Origin of the sequence: Psychroserpens sp. S379A, from assembly GCF_049800755.1 — a bacterium.
Taxonomy (GTDB): domain Bacteria; phylum Bacteroidota; class Bacteroidia; order Flavobacteriales; family Flavobacteriaceae; genus Psychroserpens.
In genome coordinates, this window is record NZ_JBNAFQ010000002.1 from 47,614 (window position 1) to 72,901 (window position 25,288).

Below are 25,288 nucleotides of genomic sequence, written 5' to 3' on the forward strand. Positions count from 1 at the left end.
ATCTATTTCTTTTAAATCTTTTTTAGTTAATTAAAGAATTCTTGAATGTTTTTTGTTCACTTAACCAAGCATCATACTCTTCTTGGCTTTCAACAATAATCTTCATTTGCATATTGTAGTGTGACTTTCCACAAATTTTATTACACAATAATAGGTAATCAAATTCATAAGTTAATTCTTGACCTTTTGCTTCAATTTCTTCCTTGTTTTCTAGTCTAATAGCATTAATATTAGCTACCTTATCTATAATATCAGGATTTTGACGCATTTCAGCTGTAGTAACAGTTGGAGTAAATCCAAATTGCGTAATCATACCTGGAACACAGTTCATTTGTGCTCTAAAGTGAGGCATATAAGCTGAGTGTAATACGTCTTGCGAACGCATCTTAAATAGTACTGGTTGCCCAACTGGTAAGTGAAGTTCAGTTGTTATGATATCATCTTGAGCATTAGGATCAGATTCATCAACACCTAATATGTTAGCACGATCAATATCAATTAATCTTACATTAGCCATACCTAAAGTATTATCTTCTCCTGCATATCTTGCTTTCCAGTTAAATTGCTGTGCATACAATTCAATAACAATAGGATCTTCACTTTCATCAATATTCATAATGCTAGACCATGTAAACAATCCGTAAATAATCAAACCAGCTAAAACAACAACAGGAATGAATGTCCAAATCGCTTCTAAAGTATTATTGTCTGCATAGAACAATGCTTTACGTCCTTTTTCTCCTTTGTACTTGTATGCAAAATAATGTAATAGGAATTGCGTAAATGTTTGAACAATAAAGATGATAACCATCGAGATAATCATAAGATTATCAATTTGTGGACCATGCTCTGAAGCAGAGTTAGACATTAATGGCAAGTCTCCTAAATACCAAAAACTAAGAATTGTAATGATATAAATGAAGGCTAAAAATCCCATCATCAAATAGCCATTAAGCGTATTATCTTTATCTGTAGCTACTTGTCCATTATCTGAACCTACTTGAGCAAGGTCAAATATTTTCACCATTTGCCAAATAGCAATAGCTATAAAAAGTACTATTATAAGTGTTAAAAAAGCAGTCATTGTCGTTTGTCTTCTTTATTTATTTATTAATAATGGAAATGTTCACTTTCTTTAATAAACGGATTCCCTTTTGCTAGTAGTGGAGCTTTTGTAAGCGCAGTAAATACCACAAAAATGAATAATCCAGCAAAAAGCATTATCGAACTTATTTCAGGAATACCAATATACCATCTATCTCCAACTGTTGCAGGCATAATCATGTTGAACACATCAATATAGTGACCACATAAAATCACAATACCAGCCATTACTACAAACCAAGGAATTCGTTTATAATCACTATTCATTAAAATCAATAGTGGGAATATAAAATTCATGGCTACCATACCTAAGAATGGTAATTGGTAATCTTGGAAACGTGTTACAAAATAAGTTACCTCTTCTGGTATATTTGAATACCAAATTAACATAAATTGTGAGAACCATAAGTAGGTCCAGAATATACTAATTGCAAACATAAACTTAGCCAAATCGTGTAAGTGGCTATCATTTACAAATGGCAAATGTCCTTTAGACTTTAAGTACATCGTTATTAATGCAATTACTGTAATACCACTCACAAACATAGATGCAAACACATACCATCCAAATAATGTAGAGAACCAGTGAGGATCAACACTCATAATCCAGTCCCAAGACATCATTGACTCTGTATAAATATAGAATACTAGGAATGCTGCAGAAATTCTAAACGTCTTTTTGAAGTTTTTATTATCATTTATGTCTGCATTATCTTGAGCTAAAGAGAATTTTCTAGCAAACTGTCTGTATAACACCCAACCTGCTAAGAAGATTGCACCTCTAATAAAGAAACCTGTTTTGTTTAGCCAACCTGATTTACCTTGAATCAATTCGTCATGAGCTACAACTTCAGGATCCATCCATATAAAGATATGATCTCCTGCTATAAATGCTACTAATAAAACAATTAAACCACCAGGTAAAACATAAGCCGTAATCCCTTCCATAACTCTAAATAATACAGGAGACCATCCAGCTTGAGCAGCCCATTGGATGCCGTAGAATGCTAATGCTCCTAGTGCTATCATAAAAAAGAAAAATGCTGCAACATATAAAGCTGCATAAGGTCTATTGTGTATTTGATGCATCACATGTTCTGCATGTTCATCACCATGATGCTCTTCAGCGTCAGCATGTGTGTCTTCTCCATGACCTTGGACAACTTCATCTTGAGTATCAATATCTGCTACATGGCTTCCTCCATGATGTCCAGCTTCTTCATGAGCAATCATCTCTTTAACTTGATCTAACGATTTATGAGAATCAAAAAACCCATAAGTTACACCAAGTGCACCTATAACTATAAGTATAATAGAGACTATTTTTAATTTACTTGAAAATGTGTACATATCTGAATATATAATCTTTATCTAAATTACTTTTCTAGATCCGTTTTTAATTTTAAAACGTAATCTACAACTTGCCAACGTTCTTCTTCGTTTAATTGATTGGCATAAGAACCCATTGCATTTTTACCATAGTAAATAGTATGGTAAATACTTCCTTCAGTAATTGCTCTTCCAGCATCATCATAACTTGGTACTCCAAGTATTTTTTCTCGCTTTACTAATTTCCCTTGTCCTTTACCTTTGTTTCCATGACAAATTCCACAATAAATGTCATACAGTTCTTTTCCTCTTTCGCTATCAATTTGAGTTGAGTCTAATGGACTCATTAATGATGTTTTAGCTAAAAGATAACCATCATTTGTATTTTCAATTTCGAGAGGCATATGGCCTCCTCTTGGTATAGAACCCTCAGCTGGTAATTGAGCTTCTACTCCTCCAGGAAAAGCATCAGATTCTGCATAAGTTTCATAACCTACAGACTCATACATATTTGGCATGAACTGATAGTTTGGTCTCGTATCTTTCTTACAAGAAAGCATACTTGCAAACACCATTAATACTACTATAATTTTAAATAAGCTTTTCATCTGAATAAATTAGTGCTCTTTATCAATTAAATTAACTTCTACTGCTCCAGTTTCTTTTAACAAGTCTGACAATTCATTTTCATTATCATGAACCGCTATTTCCATAAGAAAGTGATCATCAGTCGTTCTTGGATCTGGGTTTTCAGCCTTTTTAAATGGCCACATTCTACTTCTTAAATAAAACGTTATTACCATAAGATGCGCTGCAAAAAACACAGTCAACTCAAACATAATAGGTACAAAAGCTGGCATGTTTTCTATATAACTAAAACTTGGTTTACCACCTATGTTTTGAGGCCAATCCTCTATCATGATAAAATTCATCATCACAATGGCAACTGTTAAACCAATACATCCATAAATAAAAGATGCAATAGCTATTCGTGTTGGTTCTAATCCCATAGCTTTATCTAGTCCGTGAACTGGAAAAGGCGTATAGATTTCTTCGATGTGATGTCTTTCAGCTTTAACCTTCTTAACGGCATTCATTAAGACGTCATCATCTGTGTAAATAGCGTGAATTACTTTTGAAGCTTCCATGTACTATTTTTAGTTTATTAATTTTTTAGCTTGTCCAGACCAATCATCACGTTCTGCTCTTCCTGGGAAAGAACCTGTAATTGAATCTAACAAGTCATATTCTCTCTTTGTCATTTTGCTCACTTGAAGAAATGTGTAAATACCAATACTATTTAACACATCTTCCATCTTAGGACCAATACCATTAATTTTTTGCAATTCATCTGCTTTACCAGTATTAGCATCAAATGTTCCAATACTTCCTAATAAGTCACTTACTTTAGCAGAATTGTCTTCTTTAGTTTTTTTTGTTTCAGATTTTGTTGTAGCAACTACTGTTTTACTAGATGTTCTTTCATCAGAACCAGTACCAACTAAACTATCACCTCTTTCTCTAATATTTTTATAACGCTGTCCTGAAGACTTTAAAATTGTTTTTACTTCCGCTTGAGCGATTACAGGGAATGTTCTAGAATATAGAAGGAATAATACGAAGAAGAATCCTATCGTTCCTATAAAAATTCCAATATCCACAAATGTTGGTGAGAACATCGTCCAAGATGATGGTAAATAATCCCTGTGTAATGAGGTTACGATAATCACGAAACGCTCAAACCACATTCCTATATTTACAACAATCGAAATAAAGAATGAGAACATAATGCTTGTACGTAATTTTTTAAACCACATAAACTGTGGAGAAAATACATTACAAGTCATCATTGCCCAATATGCCCAAGCATAAGGCCCTGTTGCTCTATTTAAGAACGCGTATTGTTCATACTCAACTCCAGAATACCATGCAATAAACAACTCAGTAATGTATGCCACACCAACAATAGAACCTGTAATCATAATGACAATATTCATTAGCTCTATATGTTGTACAGTGATATAATCTTCAAGGTTACACACTTTTCTCATAATAATTAAGAGAGTGTTTACCATAGCAAAACCAGAAAAAATCGCTCCAGCAACAAAGTAAGGCGGGAAAATCGTAGTATGCCAACCAGGAATTACAGACGTTGCGAAGTCAAAAGATACAATGGTATGCACCGAAAGTACAAGAGGTGTTGCTAAACCAGCAAGAACCAAAGATACTTCTTCAAAACGTTGCCAATCTTTTGCACGACCTGACCAACCAAAACTCAATAGTGAATATATTTTCTTTTGGAATGGCTTTACTGCTCTATCTCTAATCATTGCAAAATCTGGTAATAAACCAGTCCACCAAAATACTAATGAAACTGAAAGATATGTTGAAATTGCAAATACATCCCAAAGTAATGGAGAGTTAAAGTTTACCCATAACGAACCAAATTGATTTGGAATAGGCAACACCCAATATCCTAACCATGGACGACCCATGTGAATGATAGGGAATAATCCTGCTTGAACAACCGAGAAAATTGTCATTGCTTCAGCAGAACGGTTAATTGCCATTCTCCATTTTTGGCGGAATAATAAAAGTACAGCAGAAATTAGTGTTCCTGCGTGACCAATACCAACCCACCAAACGAAGTTAGTAATATCCCAAGCCCAACCAACGGTTTTATTTAAACCCCAAGTTCCGATACCAGTTGATATCGTGTAGATGATACACCCAATTCCCCATAGAAAAGCAACTAATGAAATTGAAAATACAATCCACCACGATTTGTTTGCTTTGCCTTCAATTGGAGCTACCACATCAAGTGTTACATCATGATATGACTTTTCTCCTGTAACTAAGGGTCTTCTAATAGGTGCTTCGTAATGAGACGCCATAATTTGTTATTATAATTGTTTCTTAATTAATTTTTATGCTTCTGATGTATTTCTCACTTTAACATGGTACTGAACATTTGGTTTAGTACCTACGCTTTCTAATAAGTGATACATACGATCATCTTTTAAAAGTTTTGCAACTTCACTCTCTTTATCATTGATATCTCCAAATACCATTGCTCCGCTACTACAAGCTGCTGAACATGCTGTTTGGAATTCACCAGTTTTAACTTCACGTCCATCACGCTTCGCATCAAGAATCGTTTTCTGTGTCATTTGAATACACATTGAACATTTTTCCATAACTCCACGCGAACGTACTACAACATCAGGATTTAATACCATACGTCCTAAATCATCATTCATATGATAATCAAACTCATCATTTTGAGCGTATAAGAACCAGTTGAAACGACGTACTTTATAAGGACAGTTGTTTGCACAATAACGTGTACCAACGCAACGATTATAAGCCATATGGTTTTGACCTTGACGTCCATGCGAAGTTGCTGCCACAGGGCAAACAGTTTCACAAGGTGCATGGTTACAGTGTTGGCACATAACTGGTTGAAAAGCCACTTGTGGATTATCTGCCGGATTTTCCATTTCTCCAAACCCTCCTAACGATCCTTTTTCACCAGAAAGTCCTGAGAAACCATCCTTTTTAGCATCATCTTGTTCAAAAGTATCTTCTGAAGAGTAGTATCTATCAATACGTAACCAGTGCATATCACGACTACGTCTTACTTCTTCTTTTCCAACCACAGGAACATTGTTCTCTGCATGACAAGCAATCACACAAGCTCCACATCCTGTACATGAATTTAAATCAATAGATAGGTTAAAGTGATGACCAATAGAGCGATCAAACTCGTCCCATAAATCAACTTCAGGAGATGTTACTGGAGTTTCAACGTGATTTAATGATACTACAGGAATTGGATTCCAATGTTTTTTATCTTTAGTATTAAATACTTCAAGTGTTGTTTCTCTGATGATGTCACCACGTCCCATTAACGTATTTTGCAACTGAACACAAGCAAATTCATGCATTCCAGTAGCTTTTTCAATGGTTACGCTTTGCGCATTATCAAAGTTAGAGTAAAGCGGAAAAGCATTTACTCCTGTTTTCATTTCATCTTTTAAACCAGAAGTTCTTCCATATCCAAATGATAACCCAACAGATCCTTTAGCTTGACCTGGTTGAATTATTACAGGCACTTTAATTGTTGTACCATTAGCAGATACATTTGCGTAACTTCCATTTAATGCTCCAGTTGCTTCATTCTCATTTATCAAACCTAATGCTTTTGCATCAGCAGCTGAAACAGTCATATAGTTATCCCAAGATGTTCTTGTGATTGGATCAGGAAATTCTTGTAACCAAGGATTATTAGCTTGCTGGCCATCTCCCATTCCTGTTTTAGTATAGAGTTGTAACTCCATACCTTCAGATTTAGAAGCTTTAGAAAGCGTTCTTGCAGCAGTTCCTGCATCAACTGCAGCTATTCCTGAAGCAGAACCATTACTTGTAGTCGTTGTAGTCGTTACATATTCGTCCTTGTCCTCATCTTTAATACCAACACCTACAGCAACATCGTGAATAACACCTCCAACAAATGTTCTGTCTTTTTTATCTTTTAATTGAGTTGTCGTTGTTGTAGAGCTATTAGGCTTACTACCTAACATTCCTGGCACATACACACCATCTTGAACAGCTTTATTAAAAGCAGTTCCCATTAATATTGAACTTCCCCAAGCATCTTTAATATACTCACGGTAAGTCATATCATTATCTGTCCATTTCAATAAAGCTTCTTGAAATTGACGCGTATCAAACAATGTACGAATTGTAGGTTGCATTACACTATAATGTCCTTTCTTCATTTCAACATCTCCCCAAGATTCTAAATAGTGAGGTGTTGCTGCTATATAATCACATGCTGAAGATGTTTCGTCTGCTTTCATCGAAAATGAAACCGAAAGTTCAGTTTTCCCTAAACCTTCAGCAAAATCTGATGCATTTGGAAGCGTATATAATGGATTTACACCACTCATAATTATAGCTCCAACTTTACCTGCTTTCATATCAGCAACTAAAGCCATCACATCTTTTGCGTTACCTTGTCTTGTTTTTATTGGTGTTTTTGGATCAAAGGCCTTACTACCAAGAGATTCATTAATCGCAATAGCAACTGTTTGTGCATTTACGTCTTGAATTCCTGTTACTAGCACACCATTACTACCTGCCTTCTTTAATTCATTTGCAGCATTTTGTACTGCTGTATTGATATGTTCTGGCAAATCTGTTGACACAGAACCACCAACAACTAAACTATATAATTTAGCTAAAGCTTGTTTTTGCTGACTAGGAGTTAAAGGCACACGCTTATCTGCATTTGCACCAGACAAAGACATATTTGATTCAAACTGAATATGGCGAGACATTTTTCCCTCATTAGGCACACGTCCTTTTGCATATCCTGAATCAAAACCTCCACCTTGCCAATCACCTAAGAAATCTGCACCTATAGAAACAATGGTTGCTGCCTTTTCAAAATTATAATTCGCTAATCCACGTTCTCCATATTTAGCCTCATAAGCATCTAATGCTGCTGATTCAGAAACTGAATCATAAACTACATGACGCACATTACCATACTTAGCAGAAAATTCAGAGATTAATTTTGCAGTTGAAGGACTAGCAAAGGTTTGGGTTAGCAATACGATTTGCTTTCCAGAAGTCTTTAATTCTTCTAATTTTTGACCAACTTCAGTATCTAAAGTTGACCAAGAGATTTCAGAACCACCTTTCATTGGCGACTTAACTCTCATAATATCATATAGCCCTAAAACTGAAGCGTTCACTCTGGCATTTGCACTACCATTAGTAGTTGCCATTGTATTGTTTTCAATTCTAATTGGACGACCTTCACGAGTTTTTACTAAAATACTAGCAAAATCAAACCCATCAGCAATTGTCGTTGCATAGTAGTTAGCAACACCTGGAATAATCTCTTCAGGCTGCACCACATATGGAATTGATTTTATCACTGGTCCTTCACATGCTGCAAGTGAAGCTGCAGCAGTACTAAAACCTACGTACTTTAAAAAGTCACGACGCGTAGTGTTAGAAGATTCTAAAGATTCTTTATTACCTAAAAACTCTTCAGTAGGAATCTCATTAACAAATTCATTCTGTTTTAGCGTCTCAACAATAGAGCTATTTTCGTTTAGCTCTTCAACACTTTTCCAGTATTTCTTGTTTGATGACATATTATATAATTGAATTACTTCGTATTAAACTTATTAGTAGTGGCATTTTCCACATTCCAGTCCACCCATTTGAGCAGCTGTTAATTTCTCTACACCATATTTCTTAGATAATTGCTCGTGTATTTTTGTGTAATACGCATTATCTTTTACCTTAACTTCAGTTGTTCTATGACAATCAATACACCAACCCATTGTTAATGGTGAGTATTGATACATCACTTCCATTTCTTCAACAGGACCATGACATGTTTGACACTCTACACCAGCAACAGTAACGTGCTGTGAGTGATTAAAGTAAGCGAAATCTGGTAAATTATGAATTCTCACCCATTTTACTGGTTGTGTTTCTCCTGTGTACTTTTGCTCAGCATCATCCCAACCTACAGCAGCATACAGTTTTTTGATTTCGGCATTGTAATCTACACCATACTCATTCATTCCTTCAGCTTGTGTTTCTGGTGCCACTTCATAAATAGACTTATGACAATTCATACACACATTTAACGAAGGAATACCTGATGTTTTACTAACTCGAGCCGAAGAGTGACAATATTTACAATCGATACCATTATCACCAGCATGAATTCTATGCGAGTAATGAATTGGCTGCACAGGCTCATAACCTTGATCAACACCAATTTGAGATAAGTAGCCATATACAAAATACGCACTTGCTAGCAATAAGAATATTACTGAAACCAAAACCAAAAATTGATTTTGAACAAAAGCCTTCCACAACGGAAGCGTTTTATCTTCTTTAGCTACATCAACACCTTTAGCTTCTGCAAAACGATTTAAAGTCTTACGCACTAAGATTAATGCCATTGCCAATAAAGCAAATAAAATTGCTAACGCACCTAAAATCAATTTATTTGAAATTCCATCCGAATTTCCTCCACCTTGATTTACAACATTAGAAGTTGATGCTTGAACAGGTTCGGCTTTTGGCTGAGCTGTATATGCTAAAATATCAGAAATATCTTGATCGGATAATTGTGGAAAAGCTGTCATTGCTGTTCCGTTGTACTCATTGAAGATTTCATTTGCATAAGAATCTCCAGCCTTTACCATACCAGCACTGTTACGAATCCATTGAGCTAACCACTCTCTGTCTAAGCCTTTTTCATCTGCCAAACGTGTTTCAACATCACGTAATGCAGGTCCAGTCATCTTTTTATCTAGTTGATGACAAGAAGCACAATTAGTATTAAATAAAGTTTTTCCTTTTGCTGGATCACCTTCTTGAGCAGTAAGTGAAGTAGAAATCGTGAGTAAAAAAACTAACCCTAAATTGAGAAATTTTGATGTTAGTTTACGGTAAATCACTTGTATCATAGTGTTAGTTGAATTATCTTCTAAACTTTGGTATGATTTTTTCATTAATTAAATTGAAAAAACCGTTTGTAAAATCTCACGCAAAAATAACATTTAATGTCGATTTTAGAAATGTTAGTGAACTGTTAATTGTTAATTTATACAGATTCTAAATAACGGTTTTAATCTTCAACAAGCTATATAAATAAAACAAAAATGGACTCACTTAAAAAAAATCATTTTCTTTGCATTAAATCAAATAGTTATGATAACAAGTAAAATAAAGTTTATAGTAATTTCAATTGTATTTTTAAGTTTTACAATTGGTAGTTTTGCTCAAGAAGGCATTGTTAATGTTGATCAAGATAGTGATATTGATAAATTATTAGAATTTAAGAAAGACCTTAAGACTGTAAATTTATTCAAGATTCAAGTCTATTCGGGAACACGTTCTGGTGCTGAAAAATCGAAACAGAATTTCTTAAACTCGTTTAATGAATGGCCTGTTAGTATGGAGTTTGATTCTCCTAACACCAAAATATGGGTTGGTAATTTTAGAAGTAGATTAGAAGCTGACAAGGCTCTTTTAAAAATAAAAAAGAAATATAGCAATGCTTTTATTTTTGAGCCAAAGAAAGACAAAAAGAAATAATTACTCGTTCTTATAAAACAAAAAAGGCGACCAAATTGGTCGCCTTTTTTAAGTCTTAATGTTTTTTATTTTAATTTCTTTTTTACTTCAACTTCTTGGAAAGCTTCAATAACATCTCCTATTTGAATATCGTTATAGCCTTTTAACTGGATACCACAATCGTAACCTTTAGCCACTTCTTTAGCATCATCTTTAAAACGTTTTAACGACGTCAATTCTCCTGTATGAATCACAACACCATCACGAATTAAACGAATTCCAGAGTTTCTATAAATTTTACCATCTGTAACCATACAACCAGCAATGGTTCCGACTTTAGAAATTTTGAAGGTCTCTCTAATTTCGGCAGTACCAGTAATTTCTTCTTTAAGCTCTGGAGACAACATGCCTTCCATCGCATCTTTTAAGTCGTTGATTGCATCATAGATGATAGAATATGTTCTGATATCAATTTCTTCATTATCTGCAATTTGACGTGCATTACCCATAGGTCTTACGTTAAATCCGATAATAATTGCATCTGAAGCTGTTGCAAGCAACACATCACTTTCAGTAATAGCTCCAACACCTTTATGTATAATATTCACTTGAATTTCTTCAGTTGATAATTTTTGGAACGAATCTGTTAAGGCTTCCACAGAACCATCAACATCACCTTTAAGAATGATATTCAACTCTTGGAAATCACCTAAAGCAATACGACGTCCAATTTCATCTAAGGTAATATGACGTTGTGTTCTAACAGATTGTTCACGTTGCAATTGTGTACGTTTCGCTGCAATTTGTTTCGCTTCTCTTTCGTCTTGGAATACGTTAAACTTATCACCTGCTTGAGGCGCTCCATCTAAACCTAAAATTGATACAGGAGTTGATGGTCCAGCTTCTTTAATTTCGTTACCACGTTCGTCATGCATAGCTTTTACCTTACCACTATTTTTACCAGCAAGGACGTAATCACCAACTTTTAATGTTCCTGCTTGAACTAAGATTGTAGATACATAACCACGACCTTTATCTAAAAAGGCTTCGACTACAGTTCCAACAGCAGGTTTACTAGGATTTGCTTTCAACTCTAACAACTCGGCTTCAAGCAAAACTTTTTCAAGTAATTCTTTAATTCCTGTTCCATTTTTAGCTGAAATATCATGAGATTGAATTTTTCCACCCCAATCTTCAACTAATAAATTCATTCCTGCTAATCCTTCTTTTACTTTTTCAGGATTTGCTCCAGGTTTATCAATTTTGTTAATTGCAAAAACAATTGGCACTTCGGCAGCTTGAGCATGTGCAATAGCTTCTTTTGTTTGAGGCATGATTGAATCATCTGCTGCCACTACAATAATAGCTAAATCGGTTACTTGAGCACCACGAGCACGCATAGCTGTAAAGGCCTCGTGACCTGGTGTATCTAAAAAGGCAATTTTTTGACCATTATCTAAAGTTACTCCATAAGCTCCAATATGCTGTGTAATACCACCTGATTCACCAGCAATTACGTTTTCTTTACGTATATAATCTAATAGTGATGTCTTACCATGATCTACGTGACCCATAACAGTTACGATTGGTGCACGATCAACTAAATCTTCAGGTTTATCTTCAACTTCTTCAATTGATTCTTCAATATCTGCAGTGACAAAATCAACTTTATAACCAAACTCATCTGCAACAACAGACAAGGTTTCAGCATCTAAACGTTGGTTCATGGTAACCATCATACCAAGCGACATACAAGCTGAAATAATTTCGGTTACAGACACATTCATCATAGTTGCCACCTCATTTGCTGTTACAAATTCGGTAACTTTAAGAATTTTGCTTTCTGCATCTTCAATTTGCGCATCTATTTCAGACTGCTCTCTATGTTGTTCTCTTTTTTCTCTACGATATTTTGCGCCTTTTCCTTTGCTAGATTTTCCTTGAAGTTTTTCTAGTGTTTCACGAACTTGCTTTTGTACTTCTTCAGCACTTGGCTCTTCTTTTACAACATTAGAGCGTTTTCCTTTTCCTTTAAATCCACCTCTTTGATTTCCGCCTCTAAAGTTATTATCACCAGAACCTGGTCCTTTACTAATACGTCTCCTTTTCTTTTTATTGGCATCTCCAGAAGCCGTTTTCTTTTCTGCTGGTTTCTTTTCTTCCTTTTTCTTTTTAGGTTTATTAAACTTTGAAAGGTCTATTTTTTCTCCAGCAATTTTAGGTCCAGATAGTTTTTGATATTGTGTTTTTAAGGTTTCGTCTACAGGCTCAACAGGCTCTTCTGTTTTAGCTTTAGTTTCAGCTTTAGCAACTACCTTTTCTTCAGTTTTAGCAGGAGCTTTTTCTACTTTAGGAGTTTCCTTCTTAACAACTTCAGCTTTAACAGTTTCCTTTTTAACTTTAGGTGCAGCTTCTTTTTTAGGCTTTTCTTCAGTTGGAGTTTCTTCTTTTTTAGACGCGTCTAAGTCTATTTTACCAACTTGTTTAGGACCACTTAATTCTGCTTTTGCCTTAACAACTTCTTTCTTCTTTTTTTCTGCTTCTTTAGCCCTCTCTTCAAGCTCACGCTCACGTTGTTCGCGCAATTCTTCCTTTTCCTTTAACTTAGCTTCACTTACTTCTTGCGACGCCATTTTTTTATTAGCGTCTGTTTGAAATTCGTCGGAAAGAATTGCATAAACCTCTTCTGATATTTTGGTATTAGGGCTCTTTTCTATCTCGACACCTTTTGATTCTAAAAAATCAACAGCACGATCAATAGAAATATTGAGTTCTCGTAATACCTTATTTAATCTTGTTTGAGCCATAAACTGCTTATAATATAACTTAAAAATCTTTTATACCAAATTAATACAACATTGTTAATTGGCATTAATCTTCGAATTCTTCTTTTAGAATTCTAATAACATCTAATATTGTTTCTTCTTCTAAATCTGTACGTTTTACAAGGTCTTCTACATCTTGTTCTAAAATACTTTTTGCTGTATCTAAACCTGCTTTGCTAAACTCTTCAATAATCCAAGCTTCGATTTCATCTGTAAACTCTGTTAGCTCGACATCTTCTTCAGCACCTTCTCTAAACACATCTATTTCATAACCTGTTAATTGACCTGCTAGTCTAATGTTATGTCCACCACGACCAATAGCTTTAGATACTTCTTCTGGTTTTAATAAGACCTCAGCTCTTTTTCCTTCTTCATCAATTTTTATAGACGTTACTCTAGCTGGACTAAGTGCTCGTGTGATAAATAAATTAAGGTTATTTGTATAATTAATAACATCGATATTTTCATTTCCTAGTTCACGAACAATACCATGAATTCTAGATCCTTTCATACCAACACAAGCTCCAACAGGATCAATTCTATCATCGTAAGAATCTACTGCCACTTTTGCTTTTTCACCAGGTATACGAACCACTTTTTTAATCGTAATTAAGCCATCAAATACCTCTGGAATTTCTTGCTCAAACAATTTTTCAAGAAATACTGGAGCAGTTCTTGACATGATGATTGCTGGTTTATTTCCTTTTAATTCAACACTTTCGATGATGCCTCTTACATTTTCTCCTTTTCTGAAAAAATCTGAAGGAATTTGCTTGTCTTTAGGAAGGATGATTTCATTCCCTTCATCATCAAGAAGAATGATGGCTCTGTGACGAATGTGGTGAACTTCAGCTGAATAAATCTCACCTTCTAAATCTTTAAATTGCTTATAGATGTTAGTATTATCATGCTCGTGGATTTTAGAAATTAAGTTTTGTCTTAATGCTAAAATTGAACGACGACCTAAGTCTACAAGTTTTACTTCTTCAGCCACATCTTCACCAACTTCAAAATCAGGTTCTATTTTTTGAGCTTCAGATAAGGCTATTTCTTGATTTGGTTCTTCAACTTCATCATCTGCAACTACAATTCTATTTCTCCAAATTTCTAAATCCCCTTTATCTGGATTGATAATAATATCGAAGTTATCATCGTCACCATATTTTTTCTTTAAGGCATTTCTCAAGACATCTTCTAAAATTGCCATTAACGTTACACGATCGATTAACTTTTCATCTTTAAATTCTGAAAAAGAATCAATTAATGCAATATTTTCCATTACTCTTATGAATTAAAATTTTATTACAACTTGAGCTTTACTTATCGAATCGTACGATAATTCGGCTTGCTTTTTTACTGTTACTTTGCCTTTACCAACAGGTTTTGGCTCTCTAGTTTTCCACTCCAGAATAATTTTTTCGTCAGTTACTTCTGTAAGTTTCCCTTCTATATTTTCATTATTTACAGTTTTAACGCTTAGCGTTCTACCTATATTTTTTTTGTATTGCCTCTTATTTACAAGAGGTGAAGTCGCTCCTGCAGACAAAACTTCTAATGAAAAATCTTGTTCTTCTCTATCTAAATTATGTTCAATAGCTCTGCTAACAAACATGCAATCTTCAACCAAAACACCATTGTCGCCATCAATTACAATCTTTATGGTATTATCTCCTAAGACTTCAAAATCAATTAGAAACAAATCTTTTCTTTGATTTAAGCCATCTTCTAATAATTTTTTTACAGAATCTTTGAACATTTTTAGTATAAAAAGAGCGGACTTCTCGTCCGCTCATTATTCTTTTTTCTTCAAACAACGCTGCAAATATACAATAATTATATTGATTTCACTAATCTGTGATATGTCGATTTTTATTATTAATTTTATGTACTCAATATCAACATTAAATTTTATGAAAAAAATATTAGTTCCGACAGACTTTTCTCAGGAAGCAGAAAATGCATTAAAAGTAGCCGCTCAAATCGCAAAAAAACATGGTAGCGAAATTCATTTATTACACATGTTAGAAATACCTATGCAAGAAATTGATAAGGTTAATGCGCATGTTGATGTTCCTGAAGTGATGTTTTTTATGAAAATGGCACATAAAAAGTTTGAAGAGATTATGGAGAGTGATTATTTAAAAGGAATTACAGTTCATGAAATTGTAAAACCTGAAGCCTCATTTAATAATGTCGTTGATATTTGCCATGAACAAGGTGCCGAAATTATTATTATGGGCTCTCATGGCGCAAGTGGTCTTAAAGAAATGTTTGTGGGATCTAATGCCGAAAAAGTTGTAAGAAATTCTGATGTTCCTGTTTTAGTTATTAAAAACGAGCATGATGAGTTTAGTGTTGATGACTTTGTGTTTGCATCAGATTTTAAAAACGACAGTAAAGAAACCTATCGACAAGCTACAGAATTAGCGACAGCTTTTGGTGCTAATGTTCATTTATTAATGGTGAATACTGCAGGAAATTTTACTACAACCAAAAAAGCAAAAGAACGTATTCATAATTTTATTGAAGATTATAGCTTTAAAAACTACACTATAAATATCTATAATGACGAAAGCGTAGAAAAAGGAATTCTGAATTTTTCTAAAGACATTGATGCCGACCTCATTGGAATAAGTACTCATGGCAGACAAGGTATTGCTCATTTCTTTAACGGAAGCATTAGTGAAGATTTAGTGAACCATGCAAAACGACCTGTGATTACGTTTAAGATATAACATAATAAGCATTTAAAAAAGAAAAAGTCTTCCGCAATTGGAAGACTTTTTTGTTGACCTACTAAAAGGTTCACCTTGACTACGCTCAGCATAAATTTCTCATCCATTAATCTCTTGTACAAAAAGAAAAATCCCGATTAAATGAATAATCAGGATTAAATTTTGTTGGCCTACTAGGGCTCGAACCTAGACTCTTCTGGACCAAAACCAGACGTGTTGCCAGTTACACCATAGGCCAATCTCTAAATGAGGATGCAAATTTACTACAAAGTTTTATTTGCGCAAACAATTTTTTATAAAATAATCAAAAAAACATAACGTTTACTTAAAATATTGAGTGTTTCATATAATTATTATTAAATTCGCTCGCACTAATAGACCTTAAATATGACACATTTCAACTTCAAGAAATGGAATACCATTTTAGGATGGTTTGCTTTTACTATTGCATTGATTACCTATGCCTTAACCATTGAACCAACCGTAAGTTTTTGGGACGCTGGAGAGTATATATTGACCTCTTCTAAACTACAAGTTGGTCATCCTCCTGGAGCTCCTTTGTTTCAAATTCTAGGAGCATTCTTTTCAATCTTTACTTTTGGAAACAATGAAGCTATAGGGATGATGATGAATATGATGAGTGCTGTTGCTAGTGCGTTTACAATTCTGTTTATGTTTTGGACTATTAGTCTGTTGTTAAAAAAACTGATTTCAAGTAATAATGAACTCTCTCAAAATGCTTCTATAGCTATTTTAGGAAGTGCGCTAGTTGGTAGTTTAGCATTTACTTTTACAGATTCCTTTTGGTTTAATGCTGTTGAAACCGAAGTGTACGCTATGGCAACTCTAATCATGTCCATTTTATTTTATTTAGGGTTGCGTTGGGAACAAGACATGCATAAACCTAGAGGTCATAAATGGCTAATTTTAATTGCTTTTGTTATTGGATTATCTTTTGGTGTTCATTTTATGGGATTATTGACCATACCAGCTCTTGGCTTAATTTACTTTTTCAAAAACTATGAAAAAGTGACCACTAAAAACTTTATCATTGCTAATATTATTGCAGTTGCTATCTTATTATTCATTTTTAAATTATTACTTCCAAATGCCCTTAAACTCTTTAGTGCTTCAGAAATTTTCTTTGTAAACACTATTGGTTTACCGTTTAATTCAGGCTCAATTATAGCAGGATTAGTATTAATTGCTGTTTTTTACTTCGGTTTAAAAGAAACTCGAAAAAAAGGATATAAATATGCCAACACATTAATATTGTGTTTAATTTTTATTTTCATAGGATTCTCATCTTGGCTTATGTTGCCTATACGTGCAAATGCTAATGTTATTATAAATGAAAACAATCCTTCAAGTGCAAGAGAATTATTAGCGTATTATAATTTAGAACAATACCCTGAAACACATTTGTTTTACGGTCCACTTTTTACAGAACAGTATACTGGTTTAGATGAAAACAATCCTTATGTTGATGATAAACCTAAATATGAAAAAGATTATGAAAAAGGGGAATATATTATTGTTAACGACTATAAGAATTCAAAACAGAATTACAATTCGGAACAAGCAGCTATATTACCTCGAATGTGGAGTACAGAACATGCCGAAAACTACATGATGTTTACTGGATTATTGGATTTTAAAATTAAACCAGACTTAAGTCTTTCGTTTTATAATGAAGCATTAAATGCCAACTATACTAATGAAGAAGCTAGTCAATATGCCAACTTCAGATTAGGCAAAATTAAAGAGCAAGTCAACGCCTTTAGAAAAGATGTCATGGAAGGTCAAATTGATTATGAAGACTACCATTTATTTTTAAAGCAATTTGGACAAGAGTATTTAGATATTGAAAAACCCTCACTTCTTGATAATTTTTACTACATGATAGATTATCAATTAGGCTATATGTATTGGCGCTATTTTATGTGGAATTTTACTGGACGTCAAGATGATATTCAAGGAAAATACACCGATTTACATGGGAATTGGATTAGTGGTATTGATTTTATAGATGAGTTACATTTAGGAATGTCGCAAGACAATTTACCTAGTGATGTTGAAAACAACAAAGCGAGAAACACGTACTATTTTCTTCCTTTCATCCTTGGTCTCATCGGATTCTTTTATTTAATGCTCAAAGACCCAAAACGATTTTGGGTAATGCTTGTGTTTTTCTTATTTACTGGATTAGCCATTCAGTTTTATACAAACATTAGACCTTTTGAACCTAGAGAACGTGATTATTCTGTAGTAGGTTCTTTTTATGTGTTTGCCATTTGGATTGGTTTTGGAGTATATGCTATTTATGATTTTTTAAGGACACATGTTAAATCTCAAGTTTTAGCTCCAATCGTTACTGTACTTTGTTTAGTTCTAGTTCCAGGAATTTTAGCCGCTAATAATTGGGATGATCATGATCGATCTGATAAATACACAGCCAATGCTATGGCTCGAAAGTATTTAGAATCTTGTGCGCCTAATGCCATATTATTTACTATTGGAGATAACGACAGTTTCCCTCTTTGGTACTTACAAGAGATTGAAGGTGTTAGAACAGATGTAAGAGTAGTTAATACTAGCCTATTTCAAACCGATTGGTACATTGATCAAATGAAACGTAAAGCTTACGAAAGTGATCCTATTCCATCACAACTAACTCATGACCAATATAAATATGGAACCAGAGATTATATCATGAAACGTGAAATAACAGACGACACATTAATGATAAAAGACTTTATGAATTTTATTGCTAATGAAGATCCAAAATATAAGCTTAAATATCTCTTACAACGTGAAGGTGAGGACCCTTCAGTATATCCTTCACAATTGTTGAATTCTAACTATTTCCCAACCCGAAATATTAGAGTTCCTGTCGACAAGCAAACGGTTCTAAAAAATGGTATTGTAAAACAAAAAGACGCAGATAAAATTTTACCATACTTAGATGTTGAAATTAAAGGAAGTGCACTGTACAAAAACAGATTGTTAATGTTAGATATTGTTGCTAATAACAATTGGGAACGTCCTATTTATTTTACTGGTGGTGCTTTTGGTGATGAAGATTATATTTGGATGAAAGACTTCCTTCAATTAGATGGTTTATGCTATAAATTAGTACCAATCAAAACACCTATTGATAGAGCAAATCCGTTTGATATGGGACGAATTGATTCTGAATTAATGTACGACAAAGTCATGTCTTGGGATTGGGGAAATAGTGGAAGTGACGCGATTTATCATGATGTTGAAACTCGTAAAAATGGTATTACATACAGAGGAAACCTAGCACGTTTAATGGAGCAACTCATCAATGAAGACCAAGCTAATAAAGCAGAACAAATTGCTGACTTAGCAATGGAAAAAATGCCAGTTGATAAATTTGGTTACTACACATTACTTGAACCTTTTATTGGAGGTTACTACGAAATTGAAAAAACTGAAAAAGCTAGAAAGCTTTATCATGATGTTGCAAAAAAATATCAAGAAAACCTAAAATACTACAGTGAATTAACCATCGAAAATCAAACACGTTATCTTGATGAAATTGTTTCAGATATTGAACGTTACAGAGGTTTAGTTGATTTACTAGTTATTTATAATGATTCAGATTTGGCTTTAGAAGAAACTGAAAAATTCAACAACTACCTCAGACTTTTTAAACACTTTATAGGTGATGAAGAACCTAATGAGGAAGAATTGTATCAAGAAGATCGTGATATAGCAAAAGACACTATAGATAGCATCTTGAAATTAGATCAATAGTAAATTGTGAAAATCACTCCAGTTAAAACACCTTTAATTGCTAAAAAAATGTTTCCAAATTATATTTGGGACATTCCTAATCAAGCTAAAGAGTTGTATTTAACTTTTGATGATGGTCCGACTCCAGAAATCACCAATTGGACACTAGACCAACTCAAGCAATACAATGCTAAAGCCACTTTCTTTTGTGTTGGAGCTAACATTAAAAAGCATCCTGACATCTTTAAAGGCATTATAAATAATGGTCATACAATTGGTAATCACACACAACATCATGTGAAAGGATGGAAAACCAAAACTAAAACTTATATCAAAGACGTTTTAGATGCTGAAGAACACATTGAATTACATCAACAAAAAAAATCAAATTTATTTCGTCCTCCTTACGGACAAATAAAACCTAAGCAAGGCAAGAAGCTAATGGAATTAGGTTACAAAATAATAATGTGGGACGTTTTATCTTTTGATTGGCAAGAGAAAACTACTGAAGCTGAATGTCTCGAAAACGTACTTTCTAAAACTAAAGTAGGAAGTATTATTGTTTTTCATGATAGTATAAAAGCCTCAAAAAACATGATGTATGCACTTCCTAAAGTTTTAGAGCATTTTGATAATAAAGGGTATGCTTTTAAATCGTTAGTGATTTAAATATATTCTTGAATAATTCCAATCAGTGTATTTGCGTCTTGTTCTCCACTATGACGCCATTTCATTTCGCCATTTTTATAGATAATTAATGTAGGAAGTCCTTTTACTCGAAGCGCTTCAGCAAGTTCTTTATTTTTATCAACATCTATTTTTATCACTTTGGCTTTATCTCCAAGAGCAGCTGCAACATCACGCATTACAGGATGCATTGCTGTAGATTGTTCATTCCATTCCGTAAAGAAATCTAACAAAACTGGAATATCAACATCTATAAGTTCCCCAAATTTTGACATACGTTTAAACCTTTAAATTAAACATGTTAATACAAACCTACACATTTTTTTGATAACCCTTCAAATTAGGCTGCCTAGTAGGTTTCCTCAGACTTATTTATAAAAATAAACAATTTTTAGTGTAAATATAACATTTACAAACCATTATGCGTTATTCAAACCCTTTTTAAGTGTAATAACAGTAATTTCTGGCCATATTCCAACGCGTCCAGGAAAAGCATGATAACCAAACCCACGATTTACATTGATATAACGATTAAACTCTTTATACAAACCAGCCCATTGTTTATAGGCATACTTAGCTGGACTCCATTTTATAACTCCTGGAATTTCGATTCCAAATTGTAAACCATGTGTATGTCCACTTAAAGTAAGCTGATAATTAAAATCGTCTCGTTTTATCATTTTTTCCCAGTGACTTGGATCATGACTCATTAAAATTTTAAAATCATCTTTTGAAACACCTTCCGAAGCTTTTACTAAGTCACCTACTTTTTTGAAGCCATTTCCCCAATTTTCAACTCCTACTAGCGCAATCTTCTGTCCATCTTTTTCAATGTATCGATTTTCATTCAGCAGCAAATCGAATCCTATTTTAGGATGTATCTCTTTTATTGCTTGAAAATTTTCAGCTTTAGCTTCAGGTGATTTCCAATCGGCATAATCGCCATAGTCATGATTTCCTAAAATGGAATATTTACCAACCTTAGCCTTTAACTGCTTAAAGCTATCAATCCAAGGATCCATTTCAGATGCAAAATTATTCACCACATCTCCTGTAAACAAAATAACATCAGATTTTTGTTGATTTATAAGATCAATAGCATATTCAATTTTTTCTCTATTATCAAAACTACCTGAATGAATATCTGTTATATGCGAAATGGAAAAACCATCAAAAGCTTCGGGTAAATCATCAAACTCAAGATTATACTTTAAAACCTTGTAATTATATTTCCCTTTTACAACGCCATAAAGCAAACTTAAAAAGGGAATAGCTGCCAATCCTAAGGCAATTTGAGAAATAAATTTGCGTCGACCAGCTATAGGTTTTGTTTCAGTTTCATTTGAAGACACATAACTTAATCCTTTTACAAACCATCTTACAAGATCTTCACCAAACATTATCAATAAGATTACCAACTTAGGAAACAATGCCATAAACACAAATGCCAAAGCCCATTGAAAAGTACTCGTTTGTCCATTAGATCGGTCGTAAGTAAATATCATAAAGAAAAAATTAGCATAAGCCAAAACTCCAAGAATCAACCATCCATAACGAATTAATTTACTTTTGGTTAAAGTTTTAATAGCTTGAAACGCATAGATTTCTACCAAAATAACAATCACACTAAATATCAACAACGGAATGACCCAACGTGGCATATTCTAATTTTTTTCGTAAATATAACCGAATTTAAAAAGGTAATTCATTCTCAATTTACATTTAACGGTATGTTAAGATTTAGTATCTTTTCAATCAAATTTAAACCCTTCTTATGAGATTTATCTTTCTTTTTACTTTTCTAGCATTCACAAGCTGTAATTCAATTTCTGAAAAGCATATTGCAAAAAAAGACAAATCACTCATTAACTATGTTAATCCGTTTATAGGAACTGGAGGTCATGGTCACACCTATCCTGGAGCTACAATGCCTTTTGGAATGATACAACTCTCGCCAGATACAAGGTTAGACGGTTGGGATGGCTGTTCTGGTTATCATTATAGCGACAATTACATCTATGGCTTTTCTCACACACACTTAAGCGGAACAGGTGTTAGCGATTATGGTGATATTTTGCTCATGCCAACTAACGCTATGCATTTTAACAACGGTAATGATGGAAAATCTGGATATCGTGCTCACTTTTCTCATGAGAATGAAATTGCTGAACCTGGTTACTATAAAGTAAAATTAGATTCTACAGATATTAAAGTTGAATTAACAGTATCTAACCGAAGTGGTATGCATAAATACTCATATCCTTCCTCTGAAAACCAATATCTCGTTTTAGATTTAGAACATCGTGATGAAGTATTAGATTATAAAATTCAAATGCTTAACGATTCTACAATTACTGGATACAGACATTCTAAAGCTTGGGCAACAGATCAACGTCTCTTTTATCATATTCAATTTTCAAAAACAATAAAAAACATTACCTATCTTGAAGAAGGCAGAGCTATTTCAAAGAATTATAAATTTATAAGCAAGCAAGCTGTTATTGAATTTGACAACCCAACAAACGAACCTGTTATTGTATCTATCGGAATTAGTGCAGTAGATCAAGAAGGAGCTCGCAAAAATTTGGAGACTGAAATAGGAAATAAACTCTTTGATGAGATAAAAACTGAAGCACAACACGCTTGGGAAAGTCAACTGGAAAAAATCGTTATTGAATCTGAAAACAACGATTATAAAACTAATTTCTACACGTCGTTATATCATACAATGCTTGCACCAAATTTATATCAAGATGTTGATGGTCGTTATCGTGGCATGGATTTAAAAATCCATGAAACAAAAGATTTTGATTACTATACTGTATTCTCGCTTTGGGATACCTATCGCGCTGTACATCCACTTTATACCATAATTGAGCAAGATAGAACTAATAATTTCATTAATACGTTTTTAGCTAAATACAACGAAGGTGGCATCATGCCTATTTGGGATTTGAGCGCTAACTATACAGGTTGTATGATAGGTTATCACGCAGTTCCTGTAATTGCAGATGCCTATTTAAAAGGCATTCAAGATTATAACACTGAAAAGGCTTTTGAGGCTATGAAACATTCTGCAACAAGAGATAAATTAGGATTAGAAAGCTACAAGAAATTTGGTTTTATTCCTGTGGAAGAAGAAAGCGAATCGGTTTCTAAAACCCTCGAATATGCTTATGATGATTGGACGATTGCTCAAATGGCTAAAGCATTAGGAAAAACTGAAGATTATAAAACTTATACTGAAAGAGCACAATATTATAAGAACATTTTTGATCCAGAAACACAATTCATGCGAGGACGATTTAGAAATACTTGGTTTTCACCATTTGATCCATACGAAGTCAATTTTAATTACACCGAAGCAAACTCTTGGCAATACAGTTTTTATGTTCCTCAAGATATTTCAGGATTCATGAAGTTGCTAGGCGGAAAAGACCAACTCGAAGCGCAATTAGATGAATTGTTTACTGCAGAAACCAAAACCTCAGGCAGAAGTCAGGCTGATATCACAGGACTTATTGGACAATATGCTCACGGAAACGAACCTAGTCATCATATGGCTTATCTCTATAATTTTGTTAATAAACCACATAAAACTCAAGAAAGAGTTCGTCAAATTTTAACCGAATTATACACCAATGCTCCAGATGGTATTTCAGGAAACGAAGATTGCGGACAAATGAGTGCTTGGTATGTATTGTCCTCTTTAGGGTTTTATCCAGTCACACCAGGAAGCAATCAGTATATCATTGGAACACCTTTATTTGATAACGCAACTATACATCTTGAAAACGGAAAGCACTTCAATATCCTAGCCCATAATTTGAATGATCGTAACATTTATATTGAATCGGTTGTACTCAATGATAAACCTCATCAAAAAACATTTATCTCGCATCAAGATATTATCAATGGTGGCACTTTAGAGTTTCAAATGACAGATAAACCTTCCGTTTGGGGAACTCAAAAAGGACAAGAACCTATTACAACCATTAATGAGCATCTTATCGTTCCTGTACCTTTTATTGCCAAAGGCGATGTTGCTTTTAAAGGTCAAACCAAAGTGATTTTAGATAATGTAGATAAAGACACTTCTATATTTTTCAGCATAGATGATTCAGAATATAAAGCATACATCAATCCGTTAACCATTTCAGAACCTACAACTCTTAAAATCTATTCTGAAAAGAACGGAAAAAAAAGTGCAACGATTGAAACCAAATTCTATAAAATTGACCCTAACCTATCCATTAAACTAGAAACCGAATATGCCAATCAGTACAATGCTGGTGGAAATGATGCGCTAATTGATGGTATTTTCGGAACCCAAGATTTTAGAACAGGAACTTGGCAAGGCTATTGGAACGAAGATGTGATTGCTACTGTAGATTTTGGAAAAATCACACCTTTCAAAGAAGTTAGTATCAATTTTTTAGAAGATCAACGCAGTTGGATTTTCTTACCAAATAGTGTTGAATGTTTGTATTCTGTAAATGGAAAAGATTTTAAATCAATAGATAAAATTGAGATCGACAATACAATCCCTTCAGAAAATTCCAAAATCAAAACTATTTCATTCAATATTCCATCCTATAAAAAAATTCAACACATAAAAATCATTGCCAAAAAACTTGGTGAACTTCCAGAATGGCATTTAGGGCATCCTCACGATGGCAGAAGCTGGATTTTTATTGATGAAATTTCAGTTAGATAAACATATTCAACTAT

General features: G+C 33.7%; 17 protein-coding genes and 1 tRNA gene. 5 read left to right on the plus strand and 13 right to left on the minus strand.

Annotated elements, in window-relative coordinates:
* Nucleotides 1–22: 22 nt before the first annotated feature.
* The 7 genes from ACP15M_RS05035 to ACP15M_RS05065 are packed head-to-tail and all read right to left on the minus strand — an operon-like array spanning nt 23 to nt 9,938.
* Entirely contained in the window at nt 23–1,084 is a 1,062-nt protein-coding gene (locus ACP15M_RS05035) for a cytochrome c oxidase subunit II (RefSeq protein WP_425076095.1), read from the minus strand.
* 26 nt (nt 1,085–1,110) lie between these two features.
* A complete protein-coding gene (locus ACP15M_RS05040; protein WP_425076096.1) occupies nt 1,111–2,454 on the minus strand; it encodes a quinol:cytochrome C oxidoreductase in 1,344 nt (447 codons plus the stop codon).
* Nucleotides 2,455–2,480: 26 nt separating this feature from the next.
* The gene (locus ACP15M_RS05045; protein ID WP_425076097.1) at nt 2,481–3,041 is read right to left on the minus strand and encodes a c-type cytochrome; all 561 of its coding nucleotides are present in this window, start codon (nt 3,039–3,041) and stop codon (nt 2,481–2,483) included.
* A 9-nt stretch (nt 3,042–3,050) separates the two neighbouring features.
* Complete coding sequence (locus ACP15M_RS05050) at nt 3,051–3,581, minus strand: DUF3341 domain-containing protein (RefSeq protein ID WP_425076098.1); 531 nt, start codon at nt 3,579–3,581, stop codon at nt 3,051–3,053.
* Between the two features lie 9 nt (nt 3,582–3,590).
* Nucleotides 3,591–5,327: an NrfD/PsrC family molybdoenzyme membrane anchor subunit gene (gene nrfD, locus ACP15M_RS05055; RefSeq protein WP_425076099.1), complete on the minus strand. Its 1,737-nt coding sequence runs from the start codon at nt 5,325–5,327 to the stop codon at nt 3,591–3,593.
* 33 nt (nt 5,328–5,360) lie between these two features.
* On the minus strand, nt 5,361–8,603 hold the full coding sequence (locus ACP15M_RS05060) for a TAT-variant-translocated molybdopterin oxidoreductase (RefSeq protein ID WP_425076100.1): 3,243 nt from the start codon (nt 8,601–8,603) through the stop codon (nt 5,361–5,363).
* Between the two features lie 33 nt (nt 8,604–8,636).
* Entirely contained in the window at nt 8,637–9,938 is a 1,302-nt protein-coding gene (locus ACP15M_RS05065) for a cytochrome c3 family protein (RefSeq protein WP_425076876.1), read from the minus strand.
* A gap of 244 nt (nt 9,939–10,182) precedes the next feature.
* On the opposite strand from ACP15M_RS05065, the gene ACP15M_RS05070 reads away from it, so the two are divergent.
* Nucleotides 10,183–10,569, plus strand: coding sequence for an SPOR domain-containing protein (locus tag ACP15M_RS05070; protein WP_425076101.1), 387 nt, complete (start codon nt 10,183–10,185; stop codon nt 10,567–10,569).
* A gap of 65 nt (nt 10,570–10,634) precedes the next feature.
* On the opposite strand, the gene infB is transcribed toward ACP15M_RS05070, so the two are convergent.
* The 3 genes from infB to rimP all read right to left on the minus strand — a co-directional run bounded on the left by infB (nt 10,635) and on the right by rimP (nt 15,129).
* Complete coding sequence (gene infB / locus ACP15M_RS05075; protein WP_425076102.1) at nt 10,635–13,355, minus strand: translation initiation factor IF-2; 2,721 nt, start codon at nt 13,353–13,355, stop codon at nt 10,635–10,637.
* 64 nt (nt 13,356–13,419) lie between these two features.
* Entirely contained in the window at nt 13,420–14,652 is a 1,233-nt protein-coding gene (nusA, locus tag ACP15M_RS05080) for a transcription termination factor NusA (RefSeq protein ID WP_425076103.1), read from the minus strand.
* A gap of 12 nt (nt 14,653–14,664) precedes the next feature.
* The gene (gene rimP, locus ACP15M_RS05085; RefSeq protein WP_425076104.1) at nt 14,665–15,129 is read right to left on the minus strand and encodes a ribosome assembly cofactor RimP; all 465 of its coding nucleotides are present in this window, start codon (nt 15,127–15,129) and stop codon (nt 14,665–14,667) included.
* A gap of 154 nt (nt 15,130–15,283) precedes the next feature.
* Here rimP and ACP15M_RS05090 point away from each other — a divergent pair, with 154 nt between their 5' ends.
* Nucleotides 15,284–16,108, plus strand: a complete 825-nt coding sequence (locus ACP15M_RS05090; protein WP_425076105.1) for a universal stress protein — start codon at nt 15,284–15,286, stop codon at nt 16,106–16,108.
* 165 nt (nt 16,109–16,273) lie between these two features.
* On the opposite strand, the gene ACP15M_RS05095 is transcribed toward ACP15M_RS05090, so the two are convergent.
* Nucleotides 16,274–16,346 (minus strand) — tRNA-Gln (locus tag ACP15M_RS05095).
* Nucleotides 16,347–16,495: 149 nt separating this feature from the next.
* Here ACP15M_RS05095 and ACP15M_RS05100 point away from each other — a divergent pair.
* Nucleotides 16,496–19,891: a DUF2723 domain-containing protein gene (locus ACP15M_RS05100; protein WP_425076106.1), complete on the plus strand. Its 3,396-nt coding sequence runs from the start codon at nt 16,496–16,498 to the stop codon at nt 19,889–19,891.
* A gap of 6 nt (nt 19,892–19,897) precedes the next feature.
* Nucleotides 19,898–20,539 carry a polysaccharide deacetylase family protein gene (locus ACP15M_RS05105; protein ID WP_425076107.1) on the plus strand — a complete coding sequence of 214 codons (642 nt, stop codon included), beginning with the start codon at nt 19,898–19,900 and terminating at the stop codon, nt 20,537–20,539.
* Here ACP15M_RS05105 and ACP15M_RS05110 read toward each other — a convergent pair.
* Nucleotides 20,536–20,832, minus strand: a complete 297-nt coding sequence (locus ACP15M_RS05110; protein WP_425076108.1) for a thioredoxin family protein — start codon at nt 20,830–20,832, stop codon at nt 20,536–20,538. The two genes, ACP15M_RS05105 and ACP15M_RS05110, sit on opposite strands and share 4 nt — an antisense overlap.
* Before the next feature lie 144 nt (nt 20,833–20,976).
* Nucleotides 20,977–22,218 (minus strand): metallophosphoesterase, encoded by a 1,242-nt coding sequence (locus tag ACP15M_RS05115; protein ID WP_425076109.1) that lies wholly within the window; start codon nt 22,216–22,218, stop codon nt 20,977–20,979.
* A gap of 113 nt (nt 22,219–22,331) precedes the next feature.
* On the opposite strand from ACP15M_RS05115, the gene ACP15M_RS05120 reads away from it, so the two are divergent.
* Nucleotides 22,332–25,274 carry a GH92 family glycosyl hydrolase gene (locus ACP15M_RS05120; protein WP_425076110.1) on the plus strand — a complete coding sequence of 981 codons (2,943 nt, stop codon included), beginning with the start codon at nt 22,332–22,334 and terminating at the stop codon, nt 25,272–25,274.
* Nucleotides 25,275–25,288 lie beyond the last annotated feature (14 nt).

Excerpts from the sequence above, each read along its gene's own strand:
- infB (WP_425076102.1), bottom strand. The coding sequence starts at position 13,355 with ATGGCTCAAACAAGATTAAATAAGGTATTACGAGAACTCAATATTTCT.
- ACP15M_RS05110 (WP_425076108.1), bottom strand. The coding sequence starts at position 20,832 with ATGTCAAAATTTGGGGAACTTATAGATGTTGATATTCCAGTTTTGTTA.
- ACP15M_RS05035 (WP_425076095.1), bottom strand. The coding sequence starts at position 1,084 with ATGACTGCTTTTTTAACACTTATAATAGTACTTTTTATAGCTATTGCT.
- ACP15M_RS05045 (WP_425076097.1), bottom strand. The coding sequence starts at position 3,041 with ATGAAAAGCTTATTTAAAATTATAGTAGTATTAATGGTGTTTGCAAGT.
- nusA (WP_425076103.1), bottom strand. The coding sequence starts at position 14,652 with ATGGAAAATATTGCATTAATTGATTCTTTTTCAGAATTTAAAGATGAA.
- ACP15M_RS05070 (WP_425076101.1), top strand. The coding sequence starts at position 10,183 with ATGATAACAAGTAAAATAAAGTTTATAGTAATTTCAATTGTATTTTTA.
- ACP15M_RS05060 (WP_425076100.1), bottom strand. The coding sequence starts at position 8,603 with ATGTCATCAAACAAGAAATACTGGAAAAGTGTTGAAGAGCTAAACGAA.
- ACP15M_RS05065 (WP_425076876.1), bottom strand. The coding sequence starts at position 9,938 with ATGATACAAGTGATTTACCGTAAACTAACATCAAAATTTCTCAATTTA.
- ACP15M_RS05040 (WP_425076096.1), bottom strand. The coding sequence starts at position 2,454 with ATGTACACATTTTCAAGTAAATTAAAAATAGTCTCTATTATACTTATA.
- nrfD (WP_425076099.1), bottom strand. The coding sequence starts at position 5,327 with ATGGCGTCTCATTACGAAGCACCTATTAGAAGACCCTTAGTTACAGGA.
- ACP15M_RS05050 (WP_425076098.1), bottom strand. The coding sequence starts at position 3,581 with ATGGAAGCTTCAAAAGTAATTCACGCTATTTACACAGATGATGACGTC.
- rimP (WP_425076104.1), bottom strand. The coding sequence starts at position 15,129 with ATGTTCAAAGATTCTGTAAAAAAATTATTAGAAGATGGCTTAAATCAA.
- ACP15M_RS05100 (WP_425076106.1), top strand. The coding sequence starts at position 16,496 with ATGACACATTTCAACTTCAAGAAATGGAATACCATTTTAGGATGGTTT.
- ACP15M_RS05120 (WP_425076110.1), top strand. The coding sequence starts at position 22,332 with ATGAGATTTATCTTTCTTTTTACTTTTCTAGCATTCACAAGCTGTAAT.
- ACP15M_RS05090 (WP_425076105.1), top strand. The coding sequence starts at position 15,284 with ATGAAAAAAATATTAGTTCCGACAGACTTTTCTCAGGAAGCAGAAAAT.
- ACP15M_RS05115 (WP_425076109.1), bottom strand. The coding sequence starts at position 22,218 with ATGCCACGTTGGGTCATTCCGTTGTTGATATTTAGTGTGATTGTTATT.